Below are 25,426 nucleotides of genomic sequence, written 5' to 3'. Positions count from 1 at the left end.
CACAGCCAATTTGTGCCTCGCGTCGGCACGGAGCGCAGCGGAGTGCCGACGTGAGCGACTTCGCCGACTACGGGCGTCCCCGCCGGGTCGACGGGGGTCTGCGGGCCCGCAGCGCCCGGGGCGCCATCGGCCGGTCCTGGTGGTCGCGGCGTTTCCTGGAGGTGCTGGAGTCGTTCGCGCTCGGCACCCGGTTGACCCGGGGCCGGTCGTACGCGCGGGCCGGTCAGGTGCTCACACTCGACATCACACCCGGGCGGGTCAGCGCGGTGGTGCAGGGCTCCCGGCCGCAGCCGTACCAGGTGTCGATCGGGGTGCGGCCGTTCCCGGCCGCGCTCTGGTCCCGAATCGAGGACGAGCTGGCCGGGCAGGCGTTCTTCAGCGCCCGGCTGCTCGCCGGGGACCTCCCCGACGAGTTGGAGGAGCTGTTCGCCGCCGCCGGCGCGCCGCTGTTCCCGGCGGCCGTCGACGAGCTGACCCAGCGCTGCAACTGCCCCGACTTCGCGGTGCCCTGCAAGCACCTCGCGGCGACGTTCTACCTGCTGGCCGAGGCGTTCGACGCGGACCCGTTCGAGCTGTTGCACTGGCGCGGTCGGTCCCGCGCGGAGTTGCTCGACGAACTCCGCGCCCGCCGGGCGGCGGCCACCGGTGTCACCCCACCGCCCCCGCCGGTCGACGAACCGTCCGAACCGGACGGTGCCGGGTCGGCGGTGGACGTCCTGACGCCGGTCGGTGCCGCCCGTGCGCTCGCCGGGCTGTCGGCGACGCCGTTGGCCGAGGCGGCGGACCGGTTCTGGTCGGCGCCGGTGCCGCTGCCGGACCGGCCGCCCCGACTGGTGACCGGCACCGACCTGCTGCTGCGCCAGCTCGGAGCGCCGGCCGCGACCATCGGTGGGCCGGGAACGCTCGAACGGTTGCGTCGCGCGTACCGGGCGTTCGGCCCGGCCGACCGGTGAGCCGTCCCGTCGAGCGGTGGAGCAGTCATGTCCAGCGGCGGCGGAACCGCCACATGATCGCGGCGTTGGCCACCAGCACCACCGCGCAGATCGCGCCGGTGAGCCGACCGGCGAATACGGCTATCGCCGGCAGTGACGCCCACAGCACGATGGTCAACAACATCAGGTAGCGGCCCCTGCGGGCCCGAACCCGGTGGTCCAGCTTCTTGAAGAAGGCCGGGTCACTTTCCCGGAGCTGACGGGTGATCTGGTCGAATCTGCGCTGATCCTCTTTGCTGAGCATGGCGCTGCCTTCCCCTCACGCGTTCAGCGGTTCGGCGGCATACCCGCTGCGGTGGCGGCTCACGCTCGCCCGTTGCTGCTACTTTTCCTCCACGCGAGCGCCCCTCATGTCCGGCTTACCCGGACCTTAAGTTTGCCTTTGGTGGTGAACGGCGCCGAAAGTGTCGGCTACGGGCAAGTGGTCCGATCCGTACTCGGCTGACGCGCGTACGCCCTGCTGGGAGAGTCTGCGGTCGGCCACCGCCCACCGCCCGCCGCGAAGGCAGCACTGAACGCTGTCTTAAGTGCCCTCACGGGTGTGTTCCGGCCACCTTGAAGGGCCCTGGGGCCTTGGTTACTTTGCCGTAGCAACTCCCTCAGGCAACAGTCGCCGCACTGCCGCACCTGCCCGGTAGCAGCTTCCGGCGCTCATCAGAAATCGGGATTGGTACATGGCCGACCAGAATGTGCCACCACGTCGACCGCGGGACGACCGCGGTTGGGACGGACGCCAGCACCACAACGCTGACGGCTACGGCGACCCCCACCCGCACGCGCCCTACGGCTACGATTCGCCCCACCAGCAGGGCGGCTACGCCGCGCCGGTCGACCCGCGTGAGCAGTACGCCGGGCAACCGGCCCCCGCCCCGCGCGGTCCGCAGTGGATCGGGCCGGAGGGCCTCGGCCGCCCGGCTCCGGCCCGCCCGGCCGGCACCGGACTGCCCACCCTCGACGACGACGACGATCCGGGTCGCAAGGTCGGCCGACGCAAGGCGATGGTGGCCCTCGGCGGCACCGCCGCCGTCGTCGCCGGTGGCGCGGCGCTCGCCATGACCCCGCAGTTGCGGGGCCTCTTCGGCGACGAGGCGGTGGCCGGCGACGCGACCGGCAGCACGGTCACCGACGGCACCGCGGCACGGCCCAGCGGCCAGCAGCCCAGCACGGTGCGTACCTACACCGAGCAGAACGAGAGCTACATGGGCTCGCGCGCCGGTGAGGCGCTGAAGAAGAACGCGCCGGCCGGTGGGCGCACCTACTCCGGCCCGGCCGCCGCCGCGGCGGCGACGAAGGTGACGGTGAAGACGGTCCTGGCCAAGGACCCGATCCTGCACCTGGCCCGGCGCGCCACCTTCGGCGTGACGCCCGCGCTGCTCGCCGACATCAAGCGCGAGGGCATGGACGCCTGGATCCGGGCCCAGCTGGACCCGGACAAGTTGGAGCCGAGCAAGGGTGAGCTGAAGCTCGCCGAGCTGCCGACCCAGAAGCTCTCCACGCAGCAGCTGCGTGACCAGCGGGACAAGCTCAACGAGCAGGGTGCCCAGCCGGAGCAGGAGATGGTCGACGCCACCATCGCCCGGCAGATCTGGTCCAAGCGCCAACTGTTCGAGGTGATGGTCGACTTCTGGAACGACTTCCTGCACGTCGCCGCGGACTTCGACGGCGGCGAGGTGTACCGCTCCTCGTTCGACCAGGACGTCATCCGCAAGCACGCCCTGGGCAGCTACCCGGAGATGCTGGTCGCCGCGAACAAGCACCCCGCGCTGCTGATCTACCTGAACCAGAAGGACTCCCGCAAGGACGCCATCAACGAGAACCTCGCCCGGGAGAACCTCGAGCTCTACTCGGTCGGCGTCGACGGCGGCTACAAGGAGCCGGACGTCCGGCAGGCCGCCATGCTCCAGACCGGCCGTGGGGTCCAGGACGGCAAGTACGTCTTCCGCCCCGAGCAGCACTACGTCGGCAAGGTGAAGATCCTCGGGTTCACCCACGCGAACAACTCGGCCGACCCGAAGAAGGCCGAAGCGGCCATCGACGCGTACATCACCTACATCGCGACGCACCCGTCGACGGCGAAGTACGTGGCGCAGAGCCTGGCCACCCGGTTCGTCTCGGACACCCCGCCCAAGTCCCTGGTGGACCGGCTGGCCAAGACGTACACCACCAACAAGGGCATGATCAAGCCGGTCCTGATGACGCTCTTCTGCTCCTCGGAGTTCTGGGCCGGTGTGGGCCAGAAGGTGCGCCGGCCGATGGAGTACCTGGTGGCCACGTACCGCACCCTGGGCGTCTCGCCCGAGGCGTCGCCGAAGCACAACAACGGCGACAGCAAGCGCACCGCGTACGCCCGGGGGCTGCGCCAGATCAACGACAAGCTGCGCGAGTTGGGCCACTACCCGATGGGCCAGCCCACTCCGGACGGCTACCCGGACGTCTACGTCGCCTGGACCTCGGCCGGCACCATGGTCAACGGCTGGAACGAGGCGGGCGAGATCCTCGCCGGCTACCGCACCACGTTCACGTACACCGCGCCGGAGAAGCTGGTCGCCAAGCCGCCGGCGACGGCCGGGGCGTACGTGGACGCGCTCTCCCTGCGGCTGGTGGGCCAGAAGTTCAGCACGCGGGAGAAGAACCTCATCCTCGGCGTGGCCGGTGTGGCGGCGACCGCCAAGGTCGACGCCACGTTCAACGGGGCCATCACCGCCGTCGCGCGGGCGATCCTCGCTTCCCCCCAGCACCACCTCCGGTGAGGCACCCGATGGAGAAGACTGTGTACAACTCTTTCCCCCTGCACCCCGAATGCCCGGACGTGCGACGGCTGGCCGACAACCCGGCCGAGGCGTTGCTGCGCGCCGAGGCCGACATCGTCGCCGCCGAGAACGCCGCCGAGTTCGACAGGTACCGCACCCTGGAAAACCTGGAGGAGGCCCAGCAGGACGGGCGGGGCGTGACCCGGCGGACCTTCGTCGCCGGTGCCGCGGCCACCGCCACCGCGCTGGCCACCGCCCAGTTCGTCACCACCTCGGCGTCGTTCGCGGCGACCAAGACCGGCACCCTGATCCACGTCTTCCTCTACGGCGGGCTGGACGGGCTGAGCCTCGTCGCTCCGGACAACGACCCGGTGCTCGCCAAGGCCCGCCCGGACCTGCTGCTCGGGAACGACTCGTTGGCCCTGGGCCGCGGCTTCAAGCTGACCAGCGCATTCAAGCCGCTGGAGAAGTGGCTCACCGCCGGTCAGCTGGGCTTCATCCCGGCGGTCTCGGACGAGCGGCTGTCCCGCAGCCACTTCCAGGCCGCGGACGCCTGCAACCTGGGCGGACTGCCCAACGAGACCGGTGGCCGGGGTTGGCTCGACGGGCTCGTCGACAACCTCGGCAAGGGCACGGCGTTCCGCAGCGTCGGCATCGGCAGCACGCTGCCCCGCTCGCTCGTCGGCAACAACGGCGCGCTCTCGCTGAACAGCGTCGGCTCGCTGCGGCTCAACGGTGACGAAAAGTTCCGGGCGGCCACCGAGAAGGCCATCAAGGGGCTCTTCACCGGGATCAACCACCCGGTCGAGGAGGCCGTGCAGGAGGGCATGGGCGCGCTGGCCACCGCCCAGAAGCTCGCCGCCAAGCCGTACCAGCCCGCCGCGGGCGTCACGTACGAGGGCGTCGGCCGGGCGTTCCAGCAGCTCGCCCAGCTGATCAAGGGCGGCGCCAACGTGCGGGTCGCCACCGTCGGCATGGGTGGCTACGACACCCACGAGAACCAGGGCACCCGCGAGGGTGGCCAGCTGCACCGCCGGTTGAACGAACTGGCCAGCGCGATGGCCGCGTTCTTCACCGACCTCGGCCCGAAGGCCGCCGACGTGACGATCATGGTGTCCAGCGAGTTCGGCAGGCGGGTCGGCTCCAACACCGGCGGCACCGACCACGGGCACGGCGGCGTGGTCACCCTGCTGTCCGGCAAGAAGCTGGCCGGTTCGCTGCTGGGCACCTGGAACGGTCTGGACAAGCTGGACTCCGGTGACGTGCCGGAGTACAACAACATGTTCAACGTCTACGGCGCGGTGGCCCAGGGCCGGTTCGGGCTCACCAACGCGGAGGTCGACAAGATCTTCCCCCGCCAGAAGTACGCCCCGATGAAGCTGTACGCGTGACGTATTCGCACACCCACGCCGCCGGCCGTCGTACCGGGACCTCGTCCCGGCACGGCGGCCGGTCGGCCGCACCCGTACCCCCACAGAGCCCGGCCCGGCGCGGACCCGGCGGCCGACGGCTGCTGGGCGTGCTGCTCCTGGTCGGCCTGCTCGCCAGCGTGCTCCCGTGGTGGTTGGGCACCCCCGCCGGATCGCTGCGCACCCCCGCCGCCACCGTCACCGCCGCCGGCCGGATCACCGGCCTGGTCGCCGGCTACCTGCTGCTGGTGCAGGTGCTGATGATGAGTCGCCTGCCGGTGCTGGAACGGTGGATCGGCGGCGAGCACACCGCCCGCTGGCACCGGGACATCGGGGCCACCCTGCTGGTCACCGTGCTGGCCCACATGTCGCTGATCCTCGTCGGCTACGCCGACCTGCGTAACCAGTCGATCCTCGCCGAGGTCGGCACGTTGCTCGGCGACTACGAGGACATGGTCTCCGCGTTCGTCGCCACCGGCATCATGGTGCTTGTCGGGTTCACCAGCATCCGGGCCATCCGGCGGGCGTTGCCCTACGAGCTGTGGCACCTGCTGCACCTGTCCAGCTACCTGATCCTGCTGCTCGGCTTCGGCCACCAGTTCACCCACGGCGCGCAGCTGTACAAGCCCGGCCCGGTGCGCACCGGCTGGATCGCGCTCTACGTCCTGGTGGTCGCCGCAGTGCTCTGGGGCCGGGTGATCGCGCCGCTGGCGTTCAACCTGCGCTACAAGCTGCGGGTCGCCGACGTGGTCGCCGAGAGCACCGACACCATCTCCATCTACCTCACCGGGGAGCGGCTCGGCCGGCTGGCGATGCTCGGCGGCCAACACTTCCGTTGGCGGTTCCTCACCCGGGGCTGTTGGTGGCAGTCGCACCCGTTCTCCGTCTCCGCCGCCGCCAACGGCCGCTGGCTGCGGATCACCGTCAAGGTGGTCGGCACCCACACCGCCGACCTGCGCGACCTGGACCCGGGCACCCGGGTCTGGGCCGAGGGCCCCTCGGGCACCTTCACCGCCGCGCACCGGCTGCGCGAGCGGGCGCTGCTGATCGCCGGCGGGAGCGGCATCACCCCGATCCGGGCGATGCTGGAGGAGTTGCCGCCGGGCGCCGCGCTGATCTACCGGGCCCGCACACCGGCCGACGTGCTGCTCAGCCGCGAGTTGGACTGGCTGGCCCAGGAGCGCGACACCTCGCTCTGGTACGTCATCGGTTCCCGCGACGACCCCGGACCCCGCCAGCTGATGAGCCCGGACGGGCTGCGCCAACTGGTGCCCGACGTGGCCCGGCGCGACGTCTACCTGTGCGGGCCGCCCGGGTTGGTGGAACAGTCGGTGCGGGCGCTGCGCCGGGCCGGCGTGCCCCGGCGGCAGATCCACCTGGCCACGTTCGAGCTGTAGGAAGGGCATACCCATGCGTCGCGCGCTCCTCGCGATCACCGGCCTGGCCGCCAGCACCACCGCGCTGGTGGTGTTCAAGGGCTCGCCGGGCGCCACCCAGGTCGCCCAGAACCTGCCGACCGCCCAGCCGGTCAACCCCACCGCGCCGGGCGCCGACCCGAGCGCCGACCCGGCCGCGCCGGGCACGGACCCGGCCGGGGAGGTGGCCACGCCGTCGAAGACGGCCGACGCGCCGGTGTCGCCCAAGCCCGGCAAGACCACCGCCCGCCCGTCCGGCACGAAGACCACGACGAAGGCCCCGAGCACCCCGCGTACCACCAAGGCACCCCAGCCGACCACCCGCCGGGTCACCGGCAACGGCTTCGACAACGAGTACGGGTACGTGCAGGTGCAGATCGTCGTCTCGGGTAACCGGATCGTCGAGGCGGTCGCGCTGTCGCTGCCCAGCGGGGGTGAATCCGACATCCACAGCGGTGACGTGCGCGACCGCTACGACGGCAGCGGTGGAGAGGTGGTGCAGAAGCAGAACGCCAACCTCAACACCGTCTCCGGGGCCACCGAGACCAGCAACTCCTACAAGCAGTCGCTGCGGTCCGCCATCGAGCAGGCATTCTGACGTGCGGGCCACGCTGACCCGGCCCGGGCTGTGCCGGGTCGAACAGATCATGGGTACGGCCGTCACAGTGGACCTCGCCGACGATCTGCCCCCGGCGACCCTGCGCGAGCTGGCCGATGAGGTCTTCGCCTGGATGCACGAGGTGGACGCGCGGTTCAGCACCTACCAGCCGGCGAGCGAGGTGTGCCGCTTCGACCGGGGTGAGGTGCTGCTCTCCGAGGCGTCCGCGGACCTGCGGTACGTGCTGGAGACCTGCGCCGACCTGTGGGGCGCCACCGACGGGTTCTTCGACGCGTACGCCACCGGTCGGTTCGACCCGTCCGGCTTCGTCAAGGGCTGGGCGGCTCAGGTCGCCTCGGACCGCCTCGTCGCCGCCGGCGCCGTCAACCACTGCGTGAACGCCGGCGGTGACGTGCGGGTGCGGGGTCTGTCGCCGTCCGGGGAGCCGTGGCGCATCGGCATCCGGCACCCGTGGGACGCGATGGCGGCCTGCCTGGTGCTCACCGGGACGGACCTGGCGGTGGCCACCTCCGGCGTGTACGAGCGAGGCCGGCACGTGCTGGACCCGCGCCGGGGAACGCCGGCCAGTGGGCTGCGCTCGGTGACGGTGGTCGGCACCGACCTCGGGGTGGCCGACGCGTACGCCACCGCCGCCCTCGCCATGGGCACCCCCGGCCTCGGTTGGTTGGCCCGCCTGGACGACCACACCCACGCGGCGATCACCGACAACGCCCGCCAGTATCTGTCCGTCGACCTGCCCCTGACCGACTGACCTCCTCGGCCCCCTCGGGCTCGGCCCCGCGCCCCTCACGTCCGCACCCCTCACGCCCGCACCCCTCACGCCCGCGATCTTGCAGTTTCGGTTGGCGCTTTGTCCCGTTGCATGGAGATTGTCGGGACAGAAAGTGCAAGATCGCGGGGCGCGGGCGGGGCGTGGGGCGTGGGGGAGAGGAGGGGCGGGCGGGGTCAGCGGAGGGGGCGGTGGGTGCCGGCCGGGCGGGAGCCGGTGGGGCGTGGGCGGCCGGGGCGGGAGCCGGCCGGTCGGGTGCCGGCCCAGCGGTGCCGTCGGTGGCTGCGCCGGGGCGGCTCGGTGCCGCCGGGATGAGGCGCCCTGTCGTTGGTGGACATCGTTCCCCCGTTCGTGGCGCGCGTTCGCACCGTCCCCCTGTCAACGAGGACCGGCGCTCCGGCGACGCTGTCGGCCACCGGATCGAATCGTCGGGCGGGCCCGTCTCACATGCCTCGTCGGGGCAGCGGCAGGTGACCGGGGAGCAGGTCCGGGGTGAGCGTCACCCCGGTAGCGCGCAGCGCGCCGATCAACGTGTTCTGCACGAGGTACGAATCCGGAAGCTGCCAGCGGGCCTGCTCCGGGGCGACCGCCCAGCGGACAGTGCCCTCCGGCAGTCGGGTGGGCGGCGCGGGGATCCACGAGCCCGGCCCGTGCCGGACCACGTGGAAGCAGTGCTCCAACTCCGGCCGGAGCGGGTCGCCGGGGCGGACCAGGAACATCCACCGCCCGGTGGGCGTGACCAGCACCGGCCCGCGTACGCCGGTGCCGGCCGGGTGGATCTGGACCGCGTCGAGCACGTGCCGGCCGAGGTGGGCGGGCACCTCCAGCACATCGAAGGCCCGACCGGTGGGCAGCAGCACCCCGTGCGGGCGGCTCCGCCACCAGGTGGCGACCCGGGCCGGGTCGGCGCTGGCGGCCAGCTCCCAGTTCTCCAGGGCGGGATGGCAGCCCACCGTGGGACAGCCGGCCCGGCCGCAGACGAAACGGCTGCGGGCCAGGCAGGCGCCCGGTGTGACCTGCCAGCCGTGTGCGGCGTACCGGATGGCGACCCGGCGCAGCCGGACCCGTTCCAGCGGCGACAGTTCGGCGACGCGCGGTCCGACATTCCCCCACATGTGTGCCAACTCCTCTCGTCGGTCCCGGCGTTCGCCAGGTCGCATGTCGAGCACCGTCACTGCCGTAACCCACGATCGTTGAGGTTGACGAACGGCTCGTGCAACTTGCACGAAAAGTACGAGGACCAGCTGTACGGCTGACGTACATCCTGTGCGACCAGCCAAAACCTGAAAGTGAAAAGCGGCCGCCGCACCCGCGGACATCGCCCCGACTCGATTGGTCGTCGGTGGCAGGGGAGGATGGGGAGATGGACGAGCTACCCATAGGACGGCGAGTGGCCTACTGGCGGGGGCGACGCAAGATGTCCCAACAGGTCTTCGCGGACCGGCTGGGCAAGTCCAAGAGCTGGGTGGACAAGGTCGAGCGCGGCGTCCGCCGGCTGGACAAGTTCTCCGTCCTCTACGAGATCGCCGACATCCTCCAGATGGACGTCCAGCTGCTGATGGGCAAGGATCCGGAGCGCCGCGCCGACGCCCTCAACTGCATCGACCAGGTCGAGGTGCAGGAGATCCGGGCGGCGCTGGAACGCTACGACTCGATGAGCGCGTACTTCGACGCGGCGCCGTTCCCGCCGCCGATGGACGACATGCGCAAGGCCGTCAACCACGCCTGGCTCACCTACCAGTACGGCCGCTACGGGATGCTCACCCGGGCGCTGCCCAAGCTGCTGCGCGACGCCCAGGCGGCCGACGCCGCGTACGGCGGTGAGCAGGCCGCCGAGGCGGCCCACCTGCTCGGCCAGGTCTACCAGATCGCCTCCTCGGTGCTGCGCAAGCTCGGCGAGTGCGAGCTCGCCTGGTTGGCCGCCGACCGGTCGATGGCGGTGGCCCAGCGCGCCGACGACCCCCTGCTGGCCGGGATCGCCACCACGCGGGTGTGCAACGCCCTGGTCGCGATGGGGCGGGCCCGTCCCGCGCTGGAGCTGAACGTCCAGATCGCCAACCGGCTGGCACCGGGTGGGAGCAACGAGGTCTCCCCGGCCCGCCTCTCCGTCTACGGGATGCTGCTGCTCCAGGGCGCGATGGCCGCGTCCCGCATCGGCGACTCGGCCAGCGTCGACGACCTGATCAACGCTGCGCAGGAGGCGGCCAACCTGCTCGGTGGCGACCACAACCACTACTGGACGTCGTTCGGCCCGACCAACGTCGAGCTGCACCGGGCCGCCGCCGCAGTGGAGCTGGGCGACGGTGGGCGGGCCGTGGAGGTGCACCGGCTGCGCATCGCGGAGCCGTCCTTCAACGCGCTGCTGCCCGAGCGTCGCGCCCACCACCTGCTCGACATCGCCCGCGGCTACGCCCAGATCGGTGACGTGGCGAACGCCGGCGAGATGCTGCTGCTCGGTGATCGGCTCGCCCCGTCGGAGATCCGCTGCCGGCCGATCGCGCACGAGGTGATGTCGGACATCCTCCGTCGCACACGTGGTGCGCCGCCTTCTCCGGTAGCGGAGTTGGCTGAGCACATGGGAGTAGGGGTATGAGCGCGGAGCCGGTCTGATGGCCGGTACAACGCGCAACAGCGGGCACCGCGAGGTGCTCTACGTCATCGCCTGCGGTTCGCCGCTGGCACGGCACGTCGGTCGTCTGGTCGACCTCGCCCAACAGGACGGTTGGGACGTCTGCGTGATCACCACGCCGGACGGCGCGAAGTTCGTCGACCAGTCGGCCCTGATTCGGCAGACCGGCCATCCGGTGCGGACGCACTACAAGAATCCCGGCGACCCGGACGTGCTGCCGCCCGCCGACGCCATGATCGTCTGCCCGGCCACCGTCAACACGGTCAACAAGTGGGCGGCCGGGATCACCGACACCCTGGCGCTCGGGCTGCTGGTCGAGGCCCAGGGCAAGGGCGTCCCCATCGTGGCGGTGCCGTACACCAACGCGGCGATGGCCTGCCACCCGGCGTTTCGGGCCGGGGTGGCCCGGTTGGCCGAGTGGGGCGTCACCGTGCTCTTCGGCGACGACGTGATCGCGCTGCATCCGCCCGGGACGGGGGAACAGCACATGCACGCCTTCCCCTGGGCGATGCCGCTGGCCGCGTTGCAGACCGTCTCCTGGACCGCCGCCTAGGGCGTCCGTCCGACGCGGCCGGGCCGGGTGTCACCGCCCGGTGGCCGCCACGCCGGTAAGCTGGCCCGCCGTGAGCACAAGCGGATCCGCCCCCACTGTCGGCGACGTGGTGGCCGAGCTGGAACGGCGTTTTCCGCCGGTCTGGGCGGAGGAGTGGGACCGGGTGGGCCTGGTGCTCGGCGAGCCGGCCGCCCCGGTCCGCCGGGTGCTCTGCGTGGTCGACGTGGTGCCCGAGACGGTCGACGAGGCGCTCGCCGCGGACGCGGACATGATCGTCTCGCATCACCCGCTGCTGCTGCGCGGGGTGTCGTCGGTCGCCGCGACAACCTTCAAGGGGCGGATCATCCACCGGTTGATCCGGGCCGGGGTGGCGCTCTACACGGCGCACACCAACGCCGACGTCGCCTCCCCGGGTGTCTCCGACGCCCTCGCCGCCCGCTTCGGGCTCACCGGTCCACGCCCACTCCAGCGGCCGGCGCCCGGCTCGCCCGCCCACGGTGACGACCGGGGATTCGGCCGGATCGGCGAGCTGCCCGAGCCGATGACCCTCGCCGAACTGACCCGGCACGCCGCCGCGGTGCTCCCCGTCACGTCCTGGGGAGTTCGCGCGGCGGGGGATCCCGGGCGTATGGTTCGTACCCTCGCCGTCAGCGGCGGGTCGGGGGACAGCTTCCTCGGCGCCGCGACCGCCGCCGGGGTGGACGCGTTCCTCACCGCCGACCTGCGGCACCACCCGGCTGGCGAGCACCTCGCCGCCGATGGTCCCGCCCTGATCGACGCCGCCCACTGGGCGACCGAACGACCGTGGCTGGACGACCTGGCCGCCTTCCTCCGGGAGGCGCTGGACGTCGAGACGCTGGTGTCCGACCTGGACACCGACCCGTGGACCGTGCACGCCGCCGCACCCGCTGTGGACGACAAGGAGCCCGACCGTGAAGGCTGACCCTCAGGTGCAGCGCCGCCTGCTCGACCTCCAGGCGATCGACACCAACCTCGCCCAGCTCGCCCACCGCCGGCGTTCGCTGCCCGAGCGCGCCGAGCTGGAGGCGCTGGCCCGCGAGTTGTCGTCGATGGAGGACGAGCGGGTCCGCGCCCAGGTTGCGGTGGACGACCTGGACCGGGACATCGCCCGGTTGGAGAAGGACGTCGAGCAGGTCCGGGCCCGCAAGGAGAAGGACGAGAACCGACTGGCCGCCGGCACCGGCCCGGCCCGGGAGCTGGAGGCGCTCCAGCACGAACTGGTGTCGCTGAAGCGCCGCCAGGGCGACCTGGAGGACGCCGAGCTGGAGCTGATGGAGCAGCGGGAAACCGCGCAGGGCGTACTGGACGGCGTGGAGCAGCGGCTGGCCGAGACCCGGGACAAGCGGGCCGCCACCGAACAGCGCCGCGACGAGGCACTGGCCGAGATCGCCAAGGAGGAGGAGTTCAAGCGGGGCGCCCGTCAGCCGCTCGCCGCCGACCTCCCGGCCGAGCTGGTCAACCTCTACGACAAGATCCGCGAGGACACCGGGCTGGGTGCCGCGCTGCTCACCGCGGGCCGCTGCGGCGGGTGCCGCCTGGAGCTGTCCGGTGCCGACCTGGCCCGGATCCGCAAGGCCGCCCCCGACGACGTGGTCCGCTGCGAGGACTGCCGACGGATCATGGTCCGCACCAACGAGTCGGGCCTGTAGGTCGTGGCGCCGCGCGTGGTCTCCGTCGAGGCCGACGGTGGGTCCCGGGGCAACCCCGGCCCCGCCGGCTACGGCGCGGTGGTCCGCGACCCGGAGACCGGCGAGGTGCTCGCCGAGCGCTCCGAGTCGCTCGGCACGGCCACCAACAACGTCGCCGAGTACCAGGGCCTGATCGCCGGGTTGACCGCCGCCGCCGAGCTGGGCGCCGCCGAGGTGGACGTCCGGATGGACTCCAAGCTGGTGGTCGAGCAGATGTGCGGCCGGTGGCAGATCAAGCACCCCGGCCTGCGGCCCCTCGCCGCCCAGGCCGCCGCGCTGGTGGGCCGGTTCACTGCGGTCCGGTTCAGCTGGATCCCGCGCGAGCAGAACCGGCACGCCGACGCCCTCGCCAACGCCGCCATGGACGCCGCCGCCGGCCGCCCACCGGCCACCGCGACCACCGGCCGTCCCGCGTCGGCTGACACCGTGGGCCGTCCCGCGTCGCGCGGCGCCGGCCAGCCGGCGACCGGCAGTGACCCGGCGACCGCGCCGGCCTCCTGGGAGCCACGGCCCACCTTCACCGCCACCCGGCTGATCCTGGTCCGGCACGGCGAAACCCCGTACACGGAGCAGCGACGCTACTCCGGGCGCGGCGACGTGCCGCTCTCCGAGCGTGGCCGGGCCCAGGCCGGCGCCACCGGTGCCCGGGTGGCGGAGCTGGCCCCGTCCGTCGCGGCCGTGCTCAGCTCACCGTTGTCCCGGTGTACGGCCACCGCGGCGGCGATCGCCGGGGCGCTCGGCGACGTGCCGGTCCGCACCGAGGACGACCTGATCGAGTGCGACTTCGGCCAGTGGGAAGGGCGCACGTTCGCCGAGGTGCGCGACCAGTGGCCGGGGGAGATGGACGCCTGGCTCGCCTCACCCCGGATCGCGCCGCCGGGCGGGGAGTCGTTCACCCACGTCGCCGAACGCGCCAACCGGGTCATCGCCGGACTGCTCACCGCGTACCCCGGTGAGACAGTGGTGGTCGTCTCCCACGTCTCGCCGATCAAGCTGGTGCTGCGCGACGCCCTCGCGGCCGGCGACGGTTTCCTGCACCGGCTCTTCCTGGACGCGGCCGGCATCTCGGTGCTCGACATGTGGCCCGACGGCGGCGTGGCCGTGCGGACGGTCAACGACACCGCCCACCTCGCCGCGCTCTGATCAGCGGCGGTCGGGGCTCACCGGCTCGTCCGGTCCTGCCCTGGCCGGGCCGGTTGCCCGGCGGTGCCTCTGCGGTGCAGCCACCGCAGCAGGTAGAGGGTCGGCAGGGCGAGACCGGCCCAGAGCAGCGCCAGCGCCAGCCGGATCAGGCCGGGCATCTCGCCGTCGAGCGCGAGCCCGCCCAGCAGCAGGGTCACGGCGACGAACCAGACCAGCAGGATCGCGCTGTTGGCCCGGGGGGAGCGGGGTCGGCGGCTCACCTCGCCGCCTCCGCGCCAGGCCCGTTCCGCAGCAGGCGCTGCGGGTCGCGCAGCACCTCACCGACCCGGTGGTCGCCGATCGGCAACGAATCCAGCAGTGCCTGCCGGGCCTGGTCGACCTCGCGGCCGGCCGCCCGAATGGTCTCGGCGACCAGGTCACCGAGGGTCAGGTTGTCGACCGTGCGACGGGCGCGGGGGTCGATCCGGACGGTGAGCAGCTCCCGGTTGCCGGACATCTCGACTGTCACTTCCCCGTCGGGCGACGAGACCACGTGCCTCCGGTCGGCGGCCTGCTCGGCGAACTCCACGGTCGCGGTGATGAGCGCGTTCATCTGTCGGGTCAACGCGCCCAGATCGGGACGCCCCATCAGCTGGCCCTCCCCGCCGCAGTGCGGAACTCGTCCAGGGCCTGCCGCAGGCTGACCGCCTGGTCCACCCCGTCGTTTCCGGTGATCTCCTGAAGTCGCTCGCCGAGCACTGCGGCGAGTCGCGTCTGGGCTTCGCGGACCGCCTCCACGCAGGCGTTGCCGAGCGCGTCCGCGTCGAGGTCCCGAATGGCCTGTGGGCTGATGTACACCCCGGCGACCTCCCCGTCGCCGGTCACCCGGACGGTCACCGTGCCCGTCCCGTCGCTGGCGGAGACGCTCTCCTCCCGCAGCGACGCCACCCGTTCGTTGAGCTCGTTCACCCGGCTCTGGACCTGCCGCAGCGACGCCTCCGTGTAGCCCTGCCGCTGGGCCTCCCGCGCCGCCGCCGCGATCGCCTCCGCGTCCCCCGTCACCGCGTCTCCCACCTGCTCGGATCACCGATCTCGATCTTCAACGACTCGGGCAGCTGGACGCTGCGGGTATCGATCTTCCCGGCCTGGTCGGCGAACTTGTTGGCGAGCGCGTCGTTCGCGTCGCCGAGGCTCTTCGCCGACTGCCACACCAGCAACGCGAAACCCACCAGGAGGCCGATGACAGCGACCGCGAAGCCCGCCCAGGCCACGAAGATCGCCACCTTGACCGCGGGCGACACCGGACCGGAGGCGTTCGCCGCGATCGCACCACCGATGGCGGCGGCCGTGCCGACCAGGAAGGCCGCCAGCGTGGTGCTGACCCCGACGGCCATCTGCGCGCAGTACGAATCCATCAGCGCGCAGGTCTGGGTCAGCCGATCCAGGGCGGGCAACAGGTCGCCGGTGGCGAACGCGTGGAACTGGCGGGCAGCCGAGTCGTCCCAGTAGCCGTTCAGCTTCTCAACCTGGCTGAGCAGTTGCGCGTGCATGCTGTCGTAGGTGTTCTTCAGCTCGCCCCAGGTGCCCGAGTTGTTGAACCACGGCTCAGGGTCGACCACGTTCGGCATTACCAGCAGGGCGGCCACCGACGCCGCCGCCATCCCCGACCCGGACGGTTCGAGGGCGACGATCAACGTGCTCGTCACGGCCACCACAAGACCGCGCACCATCAGCGTGTCGAAGGCGTCGCTGCTCGGGTCGGTCCACGAGCCCTCGTCCCAACCGGACACCTCGTGCCCCTCTCAGTTGTGCGGGCGTCGGAAGCCGTCGGCCTGGTCGGCCTCCAACTGGTCGTAGTGCCCGGCGACCCGCTGCAACGCGGCGCCGATCGCCTCGAACGTCTCGCGCAGGGTGGCCGTCACCGCGCCAACGGCGGAGAGGGACCGTTCGTAGTCGTCGACGGCGGACAACGCGAACAGGGGGAACGCCGCCGACGGCATCTCCAACCCGGACAGTGCCCAGTTGGTCTGCTGGTCCAGCTCGTCGGCGTAGGTGCTGAAGGACGTGCCCAACGCCCGCATGGCCTCGACTTCGTACCGCGACACGGTGATCACCCCGCAACCCTTGGTCGCCATCAGGCTAGTAGGCAGGCACCGTCTGCGCTGTCCCGTGCCGGCGGGGCGTCATTCGGCGCACCACACTCGCCGCTCGGCGCACGACGCGCCTGACGGGTCACGTGACGGACGCCACAAAGCCGTAGCCTCCGGCCGTTACATCGAGATCCACGACTCCCCGGAGGTGTGTCAGATGGCTGCACCCGAACCGGAGGCGCCCACCACCACGGCGCCGACCAGGGCGAAGGACCACAGCCCCTGGAACTGGTTGCTGTTCATTCCCATCGTGGTGCCGCTGGTCCCGGTCTTCTTCAATGGCGACTCGCCCCGGGTCTTCGGCTTCCCGCGTTTCTACTGGCTGCAACTGGCCTTCATCCTGCTCGGCGTCGGCACCACCACGTTGGTCTACCAGATGACAAAGAAGCGGGGAGGTCACTGATGTGGCGGGACCATCTCACCGAGATCATCGTCTTCTCGTTCCTGTTCCTGCTGGTGAGCGTGATGGGCTTCGTGGCCGCCCGGTGGCGGGCTCCGAAGGACATGGCGCACCTGGACGAGTGGGGGTTGGGTGGGCGCAGCTTCGGCGGCTGGATCACCTGGTTCCTGGTCGGCGGTGACCTCTACACCGCGTACACCTTCGTGGCGGTGCCGGCGTTGATGTTCGGTGCCGGTGCGGCCGGGTTCTTCGCCGTGCCGTACACCATCGTCATCTACCCGCTGGTCTTCCTGGTGCTGGTGCGGCTCTGGTCGGTGTCGCACCGGCACGGGTTCGTCACGCCGGCCGACTTCGTCCGCAACCGGTTCGACTCGCCGGTGCTGGCGCTGCTGATCGCGATCACCGGCATCGTCGCCACCATGCCGTACATCGCGTTGCAGCTGGTCGGCATCGAGGCGGTGCTCAAGACGATGGGCGTCACCGGCGACAACGCGCTGGCCCGGCACCTGCCGATCATCATCGCGTTCGCCATCCTGGCCGCGTACACGTACCAGTCGGGGCTGCGCGCGCCGGCACTGATCGCGTTCGTCAAGGACAGCCTGATCTACATCGTCATCCTGGTGGCGGTCATCTACCTGCCGTACAAGCTGGGCGGCTGGGGTGACATCTTCGCCGCCGCGGACGCGAAGTTCGACGCCTCGCCCAACCCGAACGACGGCATCCTGCTCAACGGCAACAACCAGCTTCAGTACGTGACGTTGGCGTTCGGCTCGGCGTTGGCGCTCTTCCTCTACCCGCACAGCATCACCGGTGTGCTGGCCAGCCGGAACCGCGACGTGATCAAGCGGAACATGTCGGCGCTGCCCGCGTACAGCTTGTTGCTCGGGTTGATCGCGCTGCTCGGCTACATGGCGATCGCGGCCGGTGTGAAGCCGCTGCCCGGTGCCAAGGAGGGCACTGTCGACAGCAACACCGTCGTGCCGCTGCTCTTCGACCAGCAGTTCCCGGACTGGTTCGCCGGTGTCGCGTACGCGGCGATCGGCATCGGCGCGCTGGTGCCCGCGGCGATCATGTCGATCGCGGCGGCGAACCTGTTCACCCGCAACATCTACAAGGAGTACCTGAAGCGGGACGCCTCCCCGGCCCAGGAGGCGAACGTCTCGAAGATCACCTCGCTGGTGGTGAAGGTCGGCGCGGTGGCCTGCATCGTGTTCCTCGATCCGCAGTTCTCCATCGACCTCCAGCTGATCGGCGGCGTGATCATCCTGCAGACGCTGCCGGCGGTGGCGCTGGGCCTCTACACCCGCTGGTTCCACCGCACCGGCCTGATCGTCGGCTGGGCGGTCGGCATGGGGTTGGGCATGTGGATGCTCTACCAGGTGGCCAGCCCGACCCGGAAGCACTTCGGTGGCTCGGCGTTCCCGCTGTCGGAGTTCGGGTTCGACACCACCAAGACGATCTACGTGGGCATCGTGGCGGTGGCGGTGAACCTGGCCGTGGCGGCGCTGGTGACGCTGGTGCTGCGGGCCGCGAAGGTCGAGGAGGGGATCGACGGCACCGAGCCGGACGACTACTTCGCCGACGAGGGCGACCCTCGGGTCACCCCGGGCACCGAGCGCGACGCCGACTCGGCCCGCGAGCCGGTCGCCTGACACCGCTGATACGCCCGGGTGCCGACGGGGGTCGGTGCCCGGGCGTATCTGTGTCCAGGCCATCGTCTGGGTCTGGTCGTCTCGGGGTGGTCGTCTCGGGTCGTTGCTGTGGAAGGCGTTGTCGCGGGGGCAGTGAGGTGCCTTCAGATGCTGTAGAGCTGATGTCGCAAACGAATCAGGCACCCTCCACCATGGGCAGGAAGCGAGGGCGGGGTCAGCAAGGGCTGCCGGGCCGGGCCGGCGACGGCTCAGGGCTGTGGCCGGACCGCTGGCCCGATTCCCCGCAGGGCGAGGGTCAGCAGTTGTTCCGCCTTGGCCGCGCCCATCGGTTGTGCCGCGAGTGAGATGCCGTTGGCGAGGATCATCAGGTCGGCCATGGTGATGCCGGGTCGTACCGATCCCTCGTCGACGGCTCGGCGGAGCAGTGGTTCACCGGCGGCGACGAGCGTCGCGCCGCAGGTCTCGGACTCCTCGGCGGGTTCGTTCAGGAGCGAGTCCGCGAGGCCGCGGGTCGTCGTGGCGTACGCGGTCACCTCGTGCAGCCAGGTCGTCAGCGCGTCGAGCGCGTCCGACGCGGCGAGCAGATCTCCGGCGCGCGCCGCCAGGTTGCGGACACATCCGCCGAAGACCGCCTGGAGCAGCGACCACCGAGTGGGGAAGTGCCGGTGCAGGGTCGCCGAACCGACCCCGGCGGATCGGGCGATCTCCTCCAGCGAGGCGTACGCGCCGTCGCGGGCGATCGCCTCGGACGCCGCCGTGACGATGAGGTCGTAGTTGCGCTTCGCGTCCGCTCTCATGACCCGCCTTGCAGAAGTGGGGTGGTCCCCCGTATCGTAGCCGACGAAAAGTGGGGGGACACCCCACTTGTTTCGTGGGAGGCATCATGGCTGTTCTCGTCATCGGCGCGACGGGCAAGCAGGGCGGGGCCACGGCCCGGGCGCTGCTCGACCGTGGCGTCCCGGTCCGCGCCCTGGTCCGCGATCCGGGCGCCGACGGCGCCCAAGCCCTGCGGGAGCGGGGCGCCGAACTGGTCACTGGCAACCTGGACGACGCCGACTCGCTGCTCGCCGCGGCATACGGGATGGACGGCCTCTTCTCCATCCCGTATCCGGATGTGACGGACATGCAGGGCGACGCCGAGGTGACCCGTGGCCGCAACGTCGTCGAGGCGGCGCGCAGGGCCGGCGTGGCGCACGTCGTGCACAGCAGCGTCTCGGGTGCCGGGGACTTCCACCGCAACCAGCCCGGCTGGGCTGAGGGCCGGTGGGACACGCACTACTGGGAGAGCAAGGCGGCCATCGACGAGATGGTGCGCTCCGGTGGCTTCGCGCACTGGACCATCCTGAAGCCCTCGACCTTCATGGAGAACCTGCTCGGCTGGTCCTACCTCTTCGGCGACTGGTCCAGCGGCACGATCATCACCGGCTTCGCCGAAGACACGCGGATGCCGTGGATCGCCGTCGACGACATCGGCGAAGCCGCCGCGCTCGCGTTCACCAACCCGGGGAAGCTCGACGGCCTGGACGTCGAACTCGCCGGCGACCTGCTCACCATGACCGAGATCGCGGCCATCCTGAGTGAGGTCACCGGCCGGGCGGTTACCGCTCCCGTGCTCACCCCGCAGGAGGCTGTCGAGCGCGGCCTGCTGCCCGCCATGGTCAAGGCGGTCGAGCAGATCAACGAGAACGGAAGCCCGGCCCGTCCGGAGATGGCCCGCGCCCTCGGCCTGCCCACCACCGACTTCCGCGCCTGGGCGCGCCGAACGTTCTCCTGAAACCCGGCCGGCCCGGGCGGGCTCGGCGGGTGGCCGGGCGGGCTCGGCGGGTTCACCGTCAAGATCGTGCTTGATCCTTGTTGTAGTGCTGTCGGACCGCGAGGGATGCCACTACCACCAGGATCTTGCGCGATCTTGGTGGTGGCACAGGTGTCGCGGGTCGTTCAGCGGGGGCGGTTGCGGTTTATCAGGGCCTGGTTGAGGCGGCCCAGGAGGACGGCGAGGGTGGCGCGGTCCTCGGCGCTCCAGTCGGCCAGCATGTCGCCGTAGAGCCGGGTGCGGGCGGCCTGCACGGCGGCCATCCGCTGCAGGCCTGCCGGGGTGGGGGAGATGACGGTGCCGCGGCCGTCGGACGGGTCCGGGGTACGGGTGATCAGGCCGTCGCGCTGCAGCGCTGACACCTGCCGGGTGACGGTGGAGCCGTCCAGGTTGAGTCGGGCGGCGAGCGCCGAGACGTTCTGCGGGCCGGCGTCGGCCAGGTGGCGCAGGATGACGTACGCCGCGCGGTCCAGCACCCGGTGCTCGGCGGTGCCGGTGGCCCGCCTTGTGGCCTCGCCGAAGCGCATCAGCAGGGCGACCTCGGTCTCGATCTGGCCGAGGGTGCTCTCGTCACTGTCGTCGCTCATAGCTGTATGATACAGAATAAATGCCTGTACGATACAGCTATCTGAGGAGTCGGAGTGGATCGGCGTTCCGAACCGAACCGCAGTGCCATCTACGCCACCACCCTGGTGGCCTTTCTCGCCATCGCCGGCATCGCCGTCGTCGACCCGATCCTGCCGGCCATCGGCGACGCGATCGGCGTCACCGCCTGGCAGGTCGAACTGCTGTTCACCGCGTACATCGCGGTCATGGCCCTCGGCATGATCCCGGCGACGCTGGCCAGCGGCCGGTTCGGCTTCAAACCGGTGCTCATCACCGGCGTCTCCGTGGTCGGCCTCGCCGCGATCCTCGCCTCGTTCAGCGACAACATCGTGCAGCTCTCCGTGCTGCGCGGCGTCTGGGGGCTGGGCAACGCGATGTTCTTCGCCACCGCCATGGTGGTGCTGGTCAACCTGGCCATCGACCGGGAGTGGGTGGTCGGCCTCTTCGAAACCGCCCTCGGCCTCGGCTTCGCCGTCGGTCCGCTGATCGGTGGCCTGCTCGGCGAGATCAGCTGGCGGCTGCCGTTCTTCGTCTGCGGCGTCTTCATGGTCCTCGCCCTCGGCGTGGCCTCCCGCAAACTCCGCGAACCCACCAACCGACAGGCCCCGGTACGCCTCGGCCAGATCTTCAGCACCTACCGCCGGCCGGCGTTCATCGCCCTCTGCGCGGTCACCGCCGCGTACAACTTCGTGTTCTTCGTGGTGCTCGGCTACACGCCGCTCTTCCTCGGCCTGGACATCATCCCGCTGGGGCTCGCGTTCACCGGCTGGGGTCTCGGCCTGGCCACCGGCATCCTGGTCATCGGTCACCGGCTGGCCCACCGCATCGGCGCGGTACAGACCGTCGGCGTGGCCATCGCCGGCCTGCTGGTCTGCATGGTCCTCTTCGCCACCTCCAGCAGCACCGCCGAGTCGCTCGTGGTCCTGGTGCTCGCCGGGCTCTGCATGGGGCTCGCCAACGCCAACCTCACCGACCTGGCGCTCGGCCTCGGCTCCAGTGACCGTCGGGTGGCCACCGGCGCGTTCAACCTGGTCCGCTGGGGTGCCGCCGCGCCGGCACCGATCATCTCCGGCAAGCTCGCCGAGCAGTCGCTCTCGTTGCCGTTCTGGGTCGGCTTCGGGGTGCTCGCCGTCGGCGTGCTCGTCTACCTGGCCTTCGCGCACGTGATGGCCGCCGGCTACGGCGAGCGGGTGCTCTGGTCCCGCTGGAACCGCAGCGCCGCCAGTGCCGAGAACACCGCCGAGGAGCCGGTCGGCGAGGCCTACTGACGCCGGCGCCGCCCCGCCACCCCGGGCTCGCGACCGCCGGCCAAGATCCGCGCACTTTCGGGGAAACTGCTGCCTCAACGGCGATTGAGGCGGCACTTTCCCTGATGTTGCGCGGATCTTGGCTGGCGTCGGGGTGGAGCCTGCGGATCTCCGGCCTCAGTTCAGGGCGCGCCACAGCAGGTAGAGGCCGATCGTCGTACCGAACACCACGATCACCGTCTTGAGCACCACCGGCGGCAGCCGACGGACCAGCCGGGCGCCCGCGTACCCACCGATCAGGGTGGCCGGCGCGACCACCGCGACCGCCGCCCAGTTCAACGGGCCGAACAGGGCGAACACCACCAGCGTCGTGCACCCCACCAGCGCGGAGAGCAGATTCTTGATCGCGCTCACCCGGGCCAGGGTCGCGTCCAGCACCAGGGCCAGCCCGGCCACCAGCATCACCCCGAGCGCCGCACCGAAGTACCCGCCGTACACCGCCCCCAGCGCGACCATCGTCTGCACCGCGACCGTCCGCTGGCGTGGCGACATGTCCCGAGGGTGACCGACCAGCCGGCGCAGCGGATCCTGGAACGCCAGGACCGCCGTCGCGCCGAGGACCAGAAACGGTACGACCAACTCGAACGCGCGGGCCGGAGTGGCCAGCAACAGCAACGCCCCGACGATCGTGCCCACGATGGTGGTGGGCACCAGCGTGGCCAGCGCACGGGGACGCGGCAGGTCCTGCCGGCTGCCCGCCACACTGGCCAGGTACCCGGGGAACACCGCGACGGAGTTGCTGACGTTCGCCGGCACCGGCGGCAACCCGACCGCGATCATCGCCGGGAAGGTGATCAGCGAACCCCCACCGGCCACCGCGTTGACAGTGCCAGCGGCGAGACCGGCGGCGAGCAGCAGCGCGGCGTGGGAGAGATCCATAGCCCCACGAGGCTAGCCGTCGCCCCGCGAGACGGAATCGGCGGACCGTTCCATGAACTGGGCGATCTTGCCCAGGCGGGGCGGCAATACCGGCAGCACGCTCGTCGTTAGGATGAGAGCGCGACGGACGAGTCGACCGGGCGGCCGCGTCGGCGGGCTTCGGCCCGCCGCCGAGGAACGTCCGGACTCCACAGGGCAGGGTGGTTGTTAACGGCAACCCGGGGCGACCCGCGGGACAGTGCCACAGAAAACAGACCGCCGACCCCAACGGGGACGGTAAGGGTGAAACGGTGGGGTAAGAGCCCACCAGCACCCCGGGTGACCGGGGTGGCTCGGTAAACCCCACCCGGAGCAAGGCCAAGCAAGGGCCGTCACCGCAAGATGACGACCCGGCGCAGACGCTTGAGGGCTGCCCGCCCGATGTCTGCGGGTAGGCCGCTGGAGCCTGCCGGCAACGGCAGGCCGAGATGGATGGCCGCCGCCGGCGCAAACCCCTCGGGGTACGCGCCGCGCACAGAATCCGGCGTACAGGTCGACTCGTCCGTCGCCCACCAAGCCGCCTGGGACGCCGCGCACCTGGATTACCCGTTCAAGGCTGCATGGCAAGGGCGCTAGCGCATGGCCGTCTTTGTGTAGCTCGGCCGCAGTTTGCGACCAGGGTCAGTGCGGCGCGGCGGCCGGGAACTCCTCGACCCCGAGCACGCGCAGCAGCTCAAGCTTCTCCCGGTCCTCGGCGTCGGCCGGGGTCAGCACCAGCAGCTGCTGGCCGAGGTCGGGGGTGACCAGGGTTTCGCAGTCCATCGTGATGCGGCCCACGCGCGGGTGCAGGAACGTCTTGCGGTCGGCCCGGCGTACCGCCACCTCGTGCTCGGCCCACAGCCGCCGGAAGTCGTCGCTCGCTGCCCGCAACCGTTCGATCAGGCCGGTCACGGCCGGGTCGCCGGCCCGCCGGCCGGCCACCGTGCGCAGGTCGGCGACCTGCTGGCGGGCGTGCCGCTGCCATTCTTCGGGGCCGTGGAGGTCGCGGATGACCGGGTCGGTGAAGTAGCGGTAGGCGACGTAGCGGCGGTCGCCGGTCAGCCCGGTGTGGTCGCCGGTGAGCAGGATCGACATGCGGTTCTGCGCCAGGACCTCGCCGAGGTCGGACAGGACCATGGCGGGGGTGTCGCCCACCAGGTCGAGCAGGCGGACCAGGCCGGCCCGGGCCAGGCGGGCGATGCCGTCGGCGGGCGGCGGCTGGTGGCCGGCCAGGTGGAACAGGTGGCTTCGCTCGTCGTCGCTCAGACGCAGGGCCCGGGCCAGGGCGGCGAGCAGCTGGGTCGACGGCTGGCTGCTGCGGCCCTGCTCAAGGCGGACGACGTAGTCGACGGACATGCCGGCGAGCATGGCGACCTCCTCGCGGCGCAGGCCGGCGGTGCGGCGGCGGGGGCCGTCGGCGATGCCGACATCGGCGGGGCGGATGGACTCGCGCCGGCGCCGCAGGAAGTCGGCGAGCTGCTCACGCTGCATGCCTCCATGCTGCCCCGGGACTGTGCACCGAGCCAGGGAGCGGCGCTCCCACGATAAGCGCTCCGCTGCCGGCGGGCCGGAAAGCGGCGCAGGGTGGAGCCGACATCGACCGATGAGGGAGAGTTTCGATGCAGACACGCACTCTGGGCAACACGGGTCCCACGGTTTCCGCGGTGGGGCTGGGGGCGATGAGCATGTCGGGCACGTACGGCCCGGCCGATCGCGAGGAGAGCATCGCCACCGTACGGGCCGCGTTGGAGGCGGGGGTCACGCTGGTCGACACCGGTGACTTCTATGGCATGGGGCACAACGAGCTGCTGTTGTCGGAGGCGTTGCGGGGACGCGACCGGGACAGCTATCTGCTGAGTGTGAAGTTCGGGCAGCAGGTGGGGCCGGGCATGCGGTTCGCCGGTCAGGACTCCCGCCCGGCTTCGGTGCGGAACTTCCTGAGCTACTCGCTGACTCGGCTCGGTGTCGACCACGTGGACATCTACCGGCCGGCCCGGCTCGACCGGTCGGTGCCGATCGAGGACACGATCGGCGCGATCAAGGAGATGATCGACGCCGGTTACGTGCGGTACGTGGGGCTCTCCGAGGTTGACGCGGAGACCGTCCGGCGGGCGCACGCCGTACATCCGATCGCTGATCTTCAGATTGAGTATTCGCTGCTGTCGCGGGCGGTCGAGGCCGACGTGCTGCCCACGCTGCGGGAGCTGGGCATCGGGCTGACCGCGTACGGGGTGCTGGGCCGTGGCCTGCTCTCGGGGAACTGGGTGCCGGGGCGCGCGGACGATCCGCGTAATAACAGTCCCCGCTTCTCCGCCGAGAACGCGTCGCACAACCTCGCACTGGTGGAGGCGTTGCGCCGGGTTGCCGACGCGAAGGGGTGCACAGTGGCGCAGTTGGCGATCGCGTGGGTCGCGGCGCAGGACCCGTCCATCGTTCCGCTGGTCGGCGCACGCACCCGGCAGCGGCTGGCCGAGGCGTTGCCGGCGCTGGACGTGGAGCTGTCGGCCGATGATCTCGAAGAGATCGAGGCGGCCGTGCCGAAGGGTGCCGCGCGCGGTGACCGTTACCCGGCGGCGTTCATGTCGAGCCTCGGCGTCGGCAACTAGGCCGTGTCTGACACATGACCTTCGAGGG

27 protein-coding genes and 1 other RNA gene are annotated in these 25,426 nt (G+C 71.2%); 17 read left to right on the top strand and 11 right to left on the bottom strand.

The genetic code is table 11. The annotated features are described in order from the left end of the window. The first annotated feature begins 8 nt into the window (after nt 1-8). Complete coding sequence (locus IF22_RS0108730; protein WP_030330225.1) at nt 9-953, top strand: SWIM zinc finger family protein; 945 nt, start codon at nt 9-11, stop codon at nt 951-953. A gap of 25 nt (nt 954-978) precedes the next feature. Here IF22_RS0108730 and IF22_RS0108725 read toward each other — a convergent pair whose 3' ends face one another. Next, the gene (locus tag IF22_RS0108725) at nt 979-1,236 is read right to left on the bottom strand and encodes a DUF3040 domain-containing protein (protein WP_030330224.1); all 258 of its coding nucleotides are present in this window, start codon (nt 1,234-1,236) and stop codon (nt 979-981) included. A gap of 430 nt (nt 1,237-1,666) precedes the next feature. Between IF22_RS0108725 and IF22_RS0108720 the strand changes: the two genes are divergently transcribed. Genes IF22_RS0108720 through IF22_RS0108700 form a run of 5 tightly spaced genes read left to right on the top strand, consistent with a single transcriptional unit; the run spans nt 1,667 to nt 7,936 of the window. Further along, complete coding sequence (locus IF22_RS0108720) at nt 1,667-3,742, top strand: DUF1800 domain-containing protein (RefSeq protein ID WP_030330223.1); 2,076 nt, start codon at nt 1,667-1,669, stop codon at nt 3,740-3,742. An 8-nt stretch (nt 3,743-3,750) separates the two neighbouring features. Next, complete coding sequence (locus tag IF22_RS0108715) at nt 3,751-5,133, top strand: DUF1501 domain-containing protein (RefSeq protein WP_030330222.1); 1,383 nt, start codon at nt 3,751-3,753, stop codon at nt 5,131-5,133. After that, nucleotides 5,130-6,548: a ferredoxin reductase family protein gene (locus IF22_RS0108710; RefSeq protein WP_030330221.1), complete on the top strand. Its 1,419-nt coding sequence runs from the start codon at nt 5,130-5,132 to the stop codon at nt 6,546-6,548. Before IF22_RS0108715 ends, IF22_RS0108710 begins: the two co-directional genes overlap by 4 nt. Nucleotides 6,549-6,561: 13 nt before the next feature. Next, complete coding sequence (locus IF22_RS0108705) at nt 6,562-7,164, top strand: FMN-binding protein (protein ID WP_030330220.1); 603 nt, start codon at nt 6,562-6,564, stop codon at nt 7,162-7,164. Nucleotides 7,165-7,213: 49 nt separating this feature from the next. Next, the gene (locus IF22_RS0108700) at nt 7,214-7,936 is read left to right on the top strand and encodes an FAD:protein FMN transferase (RefSeq protein WP_030330219.1); all 723 of its coding nucleotides are present in this window, start codon (nt 7,214-7,216) and stop codon (nt 7,934-7,936) included. A gap of 461 nt (nt 7,937-8,397) precedes the next feature. Here the strand turns inward: IF22_RS0108700 and IF22_RS0108695 are convergent, their stop codons facing one another. Then, nucleotides 8,398-9,069 (bottom strand): bifunctional DNA primase/polymerase, encoded by a 672-nt coding sequence (locus IF22_RS0108695; RefSeq protein ID WP_030330217.1) that lies wholly within the window; start codon nt 9,067-9,069, stop codon nt 8,398-8,400. Nucleotides 9,070-9,317: 248 nt separating this feature from the next. On the opposite strand from IF22_RS0108695, the gene IF22_RS0108690 reads away from it, so the two are divergent. From IF22_RS0108690 to IF22_RS0108670, 5 genes are all read left to right on the top strand, one after another. After that, nucleotides 9,318-10,547, top strand: coding sequence for a helix-turn-helix domain-containing protein (locus tag IF22_RS0108690; protein WP_030330215.1), 1,230 nt, complete (start codon nt 9,318-9,320; stop codon nt 10,545-10,547). Nucleotides 10,548-10,563: 16 nt separating this feature from the next. Continuing rightward, a complete protein-coding gene (locus tag IF22_RS0108685) occupies nt 10,564-11,136 on the top strand; it encodes a flavoprotein (RefSeq protein WP_030330214.1) in 573 nt (190 codons plus the stop codon). Nucleotides 11,137-11,242: 106 nt separating this feature from the next. Further along, the gene (locus IF22_RS0108680) at nt 11,243-12,079 is read left to right on the top strand and encodes a Nif3-like dinuclear metal center hexameric protein (protein ID WP_374224276.1); all 837 of its coding nucleotides are present in this window, start codon (nt 11,243-11,245) and stop codon (nt 12,077-12,079) included. Next, nucleotides 12,069-12,806 carry a zinc ribbon domain-containing protein gene (locus IF22_RS0108675; protein WP_030330209.1) on the top strand — a complete coding sequence of 246 codons (738 nt, stop codon included), beginning with the start codon at nt 12,069-12,071 and terminating at the stop codon, nt 12,804-12,806. The genes IF22_RS0108680 and IF22_RS0108675 overlap by 11 nt, the downstream gene beginning before the upstream one ends. 3 nt (nt 12,807-12,809) lie before the next feature. Beyond that, nucleotides 12,810-13,988 (top strand): bifunctional RNase H/acid phosphatase, encoded by a 1,179-nt coding sequence (locus IF22_RS0108670; RefSeq protein WP_030330208.1) that lies wholly within the window; start codon nt 12,810-12,812, stop codon nt 13,986-13,988. A gap of 17 nt (nt 13,989-14,005) precedes the next feature. Here the strand turns inward: IF22_RS0108670 and IF22_RS0108665 are convergent, their stop codons facing one another. Genes IF22_RS0108665 through IF22_RS0108645 form a run of 5 tightly spaced genes read right to left on the bottom strand, consistent with a single transcriptional unit; the run spans nt 14,006 to nt 16,072 of the window. Then, the gene (locus tag IF22_RS0108665) at nt 14,006-14,248 is read right to left on the bottom strand and encodes a hypothetical protein (protein ID WP_030330206.1); all 243 of its coding nucleotides are present in this window, start codon (nt 14,246-14,248) and stop codon (nt 14,006-14,008) included. Next, complete coding sequence (locus IF22_RS0108660) at nt 14,245-14,616, bottom strand: YbaB/EbfC family nucleoid-associated protein (protein WP_030330204.1); 372 nt, start codon at nt 14,614-14,616, stop codon at nt 14,245-14,247. The genes IF22_RS0108665 and IF22_RS0108660 overlap by 4 nt, the downstream gene beginning before the upstream one ends. Beyond that, nucleotides 14,616-15,029 carry a YbaB/EbfC family nucleoid-associated protein gene (locus IF22_RS0108655; protein WP_167337285.1) on the bottom strand — a complete coding sequence of 138 codons (414 nt, stop codon included), beginning with the start codon at nt 15,027-15,029 and terminating at the stop codon, nt 14,616-14,618. The genes IF22_RS0108660 and IF22_RS0108655 overlap by 1 nt, the downstream gene beginning before the upstream one ends. Then, entirely contained in the window at nt 15,026-15,757 is a 732-nt protein-coding gene (locus IF22_RS0108650) for a hypothetical protein (RefSeq protein ID WP_030330200.1), read from the bottom strand. Before IF22_RS0108650 ends, IF22_RS0108655 begins: the two co-directional genes overlap by 4 nt. Nucleotides 15,758-15,769: 12 nt before the next feature. Continuing rightward, a complete protein-coding gene (locus IF22_RS0108645; RefSeq protein ID WP_156057393.1) occupies nt 15,770-16,072 on the bottom strand; it encodes a hypothetical protein in 303 nt (100 codons plus the stop codon). A 202-nt stretch (nt 16,073-16,274) separates the two neighbouring features. On the opposite strand from IF22_RS0108645, the gene IF22_RS0108640 reads away from it, so the two are divergent. Beyond that, a complete protein-coding gene (locus IF22_RS0108640; protein ID WP_030330196.1) occupies nt 16,275-16,520 on the top strand; it encodes a DUF3311 domain-containing protein in 246 nt (81 codons plus the stop codon). Continuing rightward, a complete protein-coding gene (gene mctP, locus IF22_RS0108635) occupies nt 16,520-18,169 on the top strand; it encodes a monocarboxylate uptake permease MctP (RefSeq protein WP_030330194.1) in 1,650 nt (549 codons plus the stop codon). The genes IF22_RS0108640 and mctP overlap by 1 nt, the downstream gene beginning before the upstream one ends. Nucleotides 18,170-18,417: 248 nt before the next feature. On the opposite strand, the gene IF22_RS0108630 is transcribed toward mctP, so the two are convergent. Next, nucleotides 18,418-18,966, bottom strand: a complete 549-nt coding sequence (locus IF22_RS0108630) for a TetR/AcrR family transcriptional regulator (protein ID WP_030330193.1) — start codon at nt 18,964-18,966, stop codon at nt 18,418-18,420. 86 nt (nt 18,967-19,052) lie between these two features. Here IF22_RS0108630 and IF22_RS0108625 point away from each other — a divergent pair, with 86 nt between their 5' ends. Then, nucleotides 19,053-19,943, top strand: coding sequence for an NmrA/HSCARG family protein (locus IF22_RS0108625; protein WP_030330191.1), 891 nt, complete (start codon nt 19,053-19,055; stop codon nt 19,941-19,943). 164 nt (nt 19,944-20,107) lie between these two features. Here IF22_RS0108625 and IF22_RS0108620 read toward each other — a convergent pair whose 3' ends face one another. After that, on the bottom strand, nt 20,108-20,569 hold the full coding sequence (locus tag IF22_RS0108620; RefSeq protein WP_030330188.1) for a MarR family winged helix-turn-helix transcriptional regulator: 462 nt from the start codon (nt 20,567-20,569) through the stop codon (nt 20,108-20,110). Between the two features lie 54 nt (nt 20,570-20,623). On the opposite strand from IF22_RS0108620, the gene IF22_RS0108615 reads away from it, so the two are divergent. Then, nucleotides 20,624-21,856, top strand: a complete 1,233-nt coding sequence (locus tag IF22_RS0108615; protein ID WP_030330186.1) for an MFS transporter — start codon at nt 20,624-20,626, stop codon at nt 21,854-21,856. Nucleotides 21,857-22,012: 156 nt separating this feature from the next. Here the strand turns inward: IF22_RS0108615 and IF22_RS0108610 are convergent, their stop codons facing one another. After that, the gene (locus tag IF22_RS0108610) at nt 22,013-22,774 is read right to left on the bottom strand and encodes a sulfite exporter TauE/SafE family protein (protein ID WP_030330185.1); all 762 of its coding nucleotides are present in this window, start codon (nt 22,772-22,774) and stop codon (nt 22,013-22,015) included. Nucleotides 22,775-22,902: 128 nt separating this feature from the next. On the opposite strand from IF22_RS0108610, the gene rnpB reads away from it, so the two are divergent. Then, nucleotides 22,903-23,318, top strand: an RNA gene (gene rnpB / locus IF22_RS33660) — RNase P RNA component class A. Nucleotides 23,319-23,434: 116 nt separating this feature from the next. Here the strand turns inward: rnpB and IF22_RS0108605 are convergent. Beyond that, complete coding sequence (locus IF22_RS0108605; protein ID WP_030330183.1) at nt 23,435-24,283, bottom strand: helix-turn-helix transcriptional regulator; 849 nt, start codon at nt 24,281-24,283, stop codon at nt 23,435-23,437. A gap of 128 nt (nt 24,284-24,411) precedes the next feature. Between IF22_RS0108605 and IF22_RS0108600 the strand changes: the two genes are divergently transcribed. Then, nucleotides 24,412-25,398 (top strand): aldo/keto reductase, encoded by a 987-nt coding sequence (locus IF22_RS0108600; protein ID WP_030330181.1) that lies wholly within the window; start codon nt 24,412-24,414, stop codon nt 25,396-25,398. Nucleotides 25,399-25,426: the final 28 nt, after the last annotated feature.

The sequence above is a fragment of the Micromonospora parva genome, assembly GCF_000718515.1.
GTDB classification, from domain to species: Bacteria; Actinomycetota; Actinomycetes; order Mycobacteriales; family Micromonosporaceae; genus Micromonospora; species Micromonospora parva.
The sequence above is the reverse complement of the archived record's forward strand: the minus strand, read 5'-3'. Positions and strand labels throughout refer to the sequence as shown.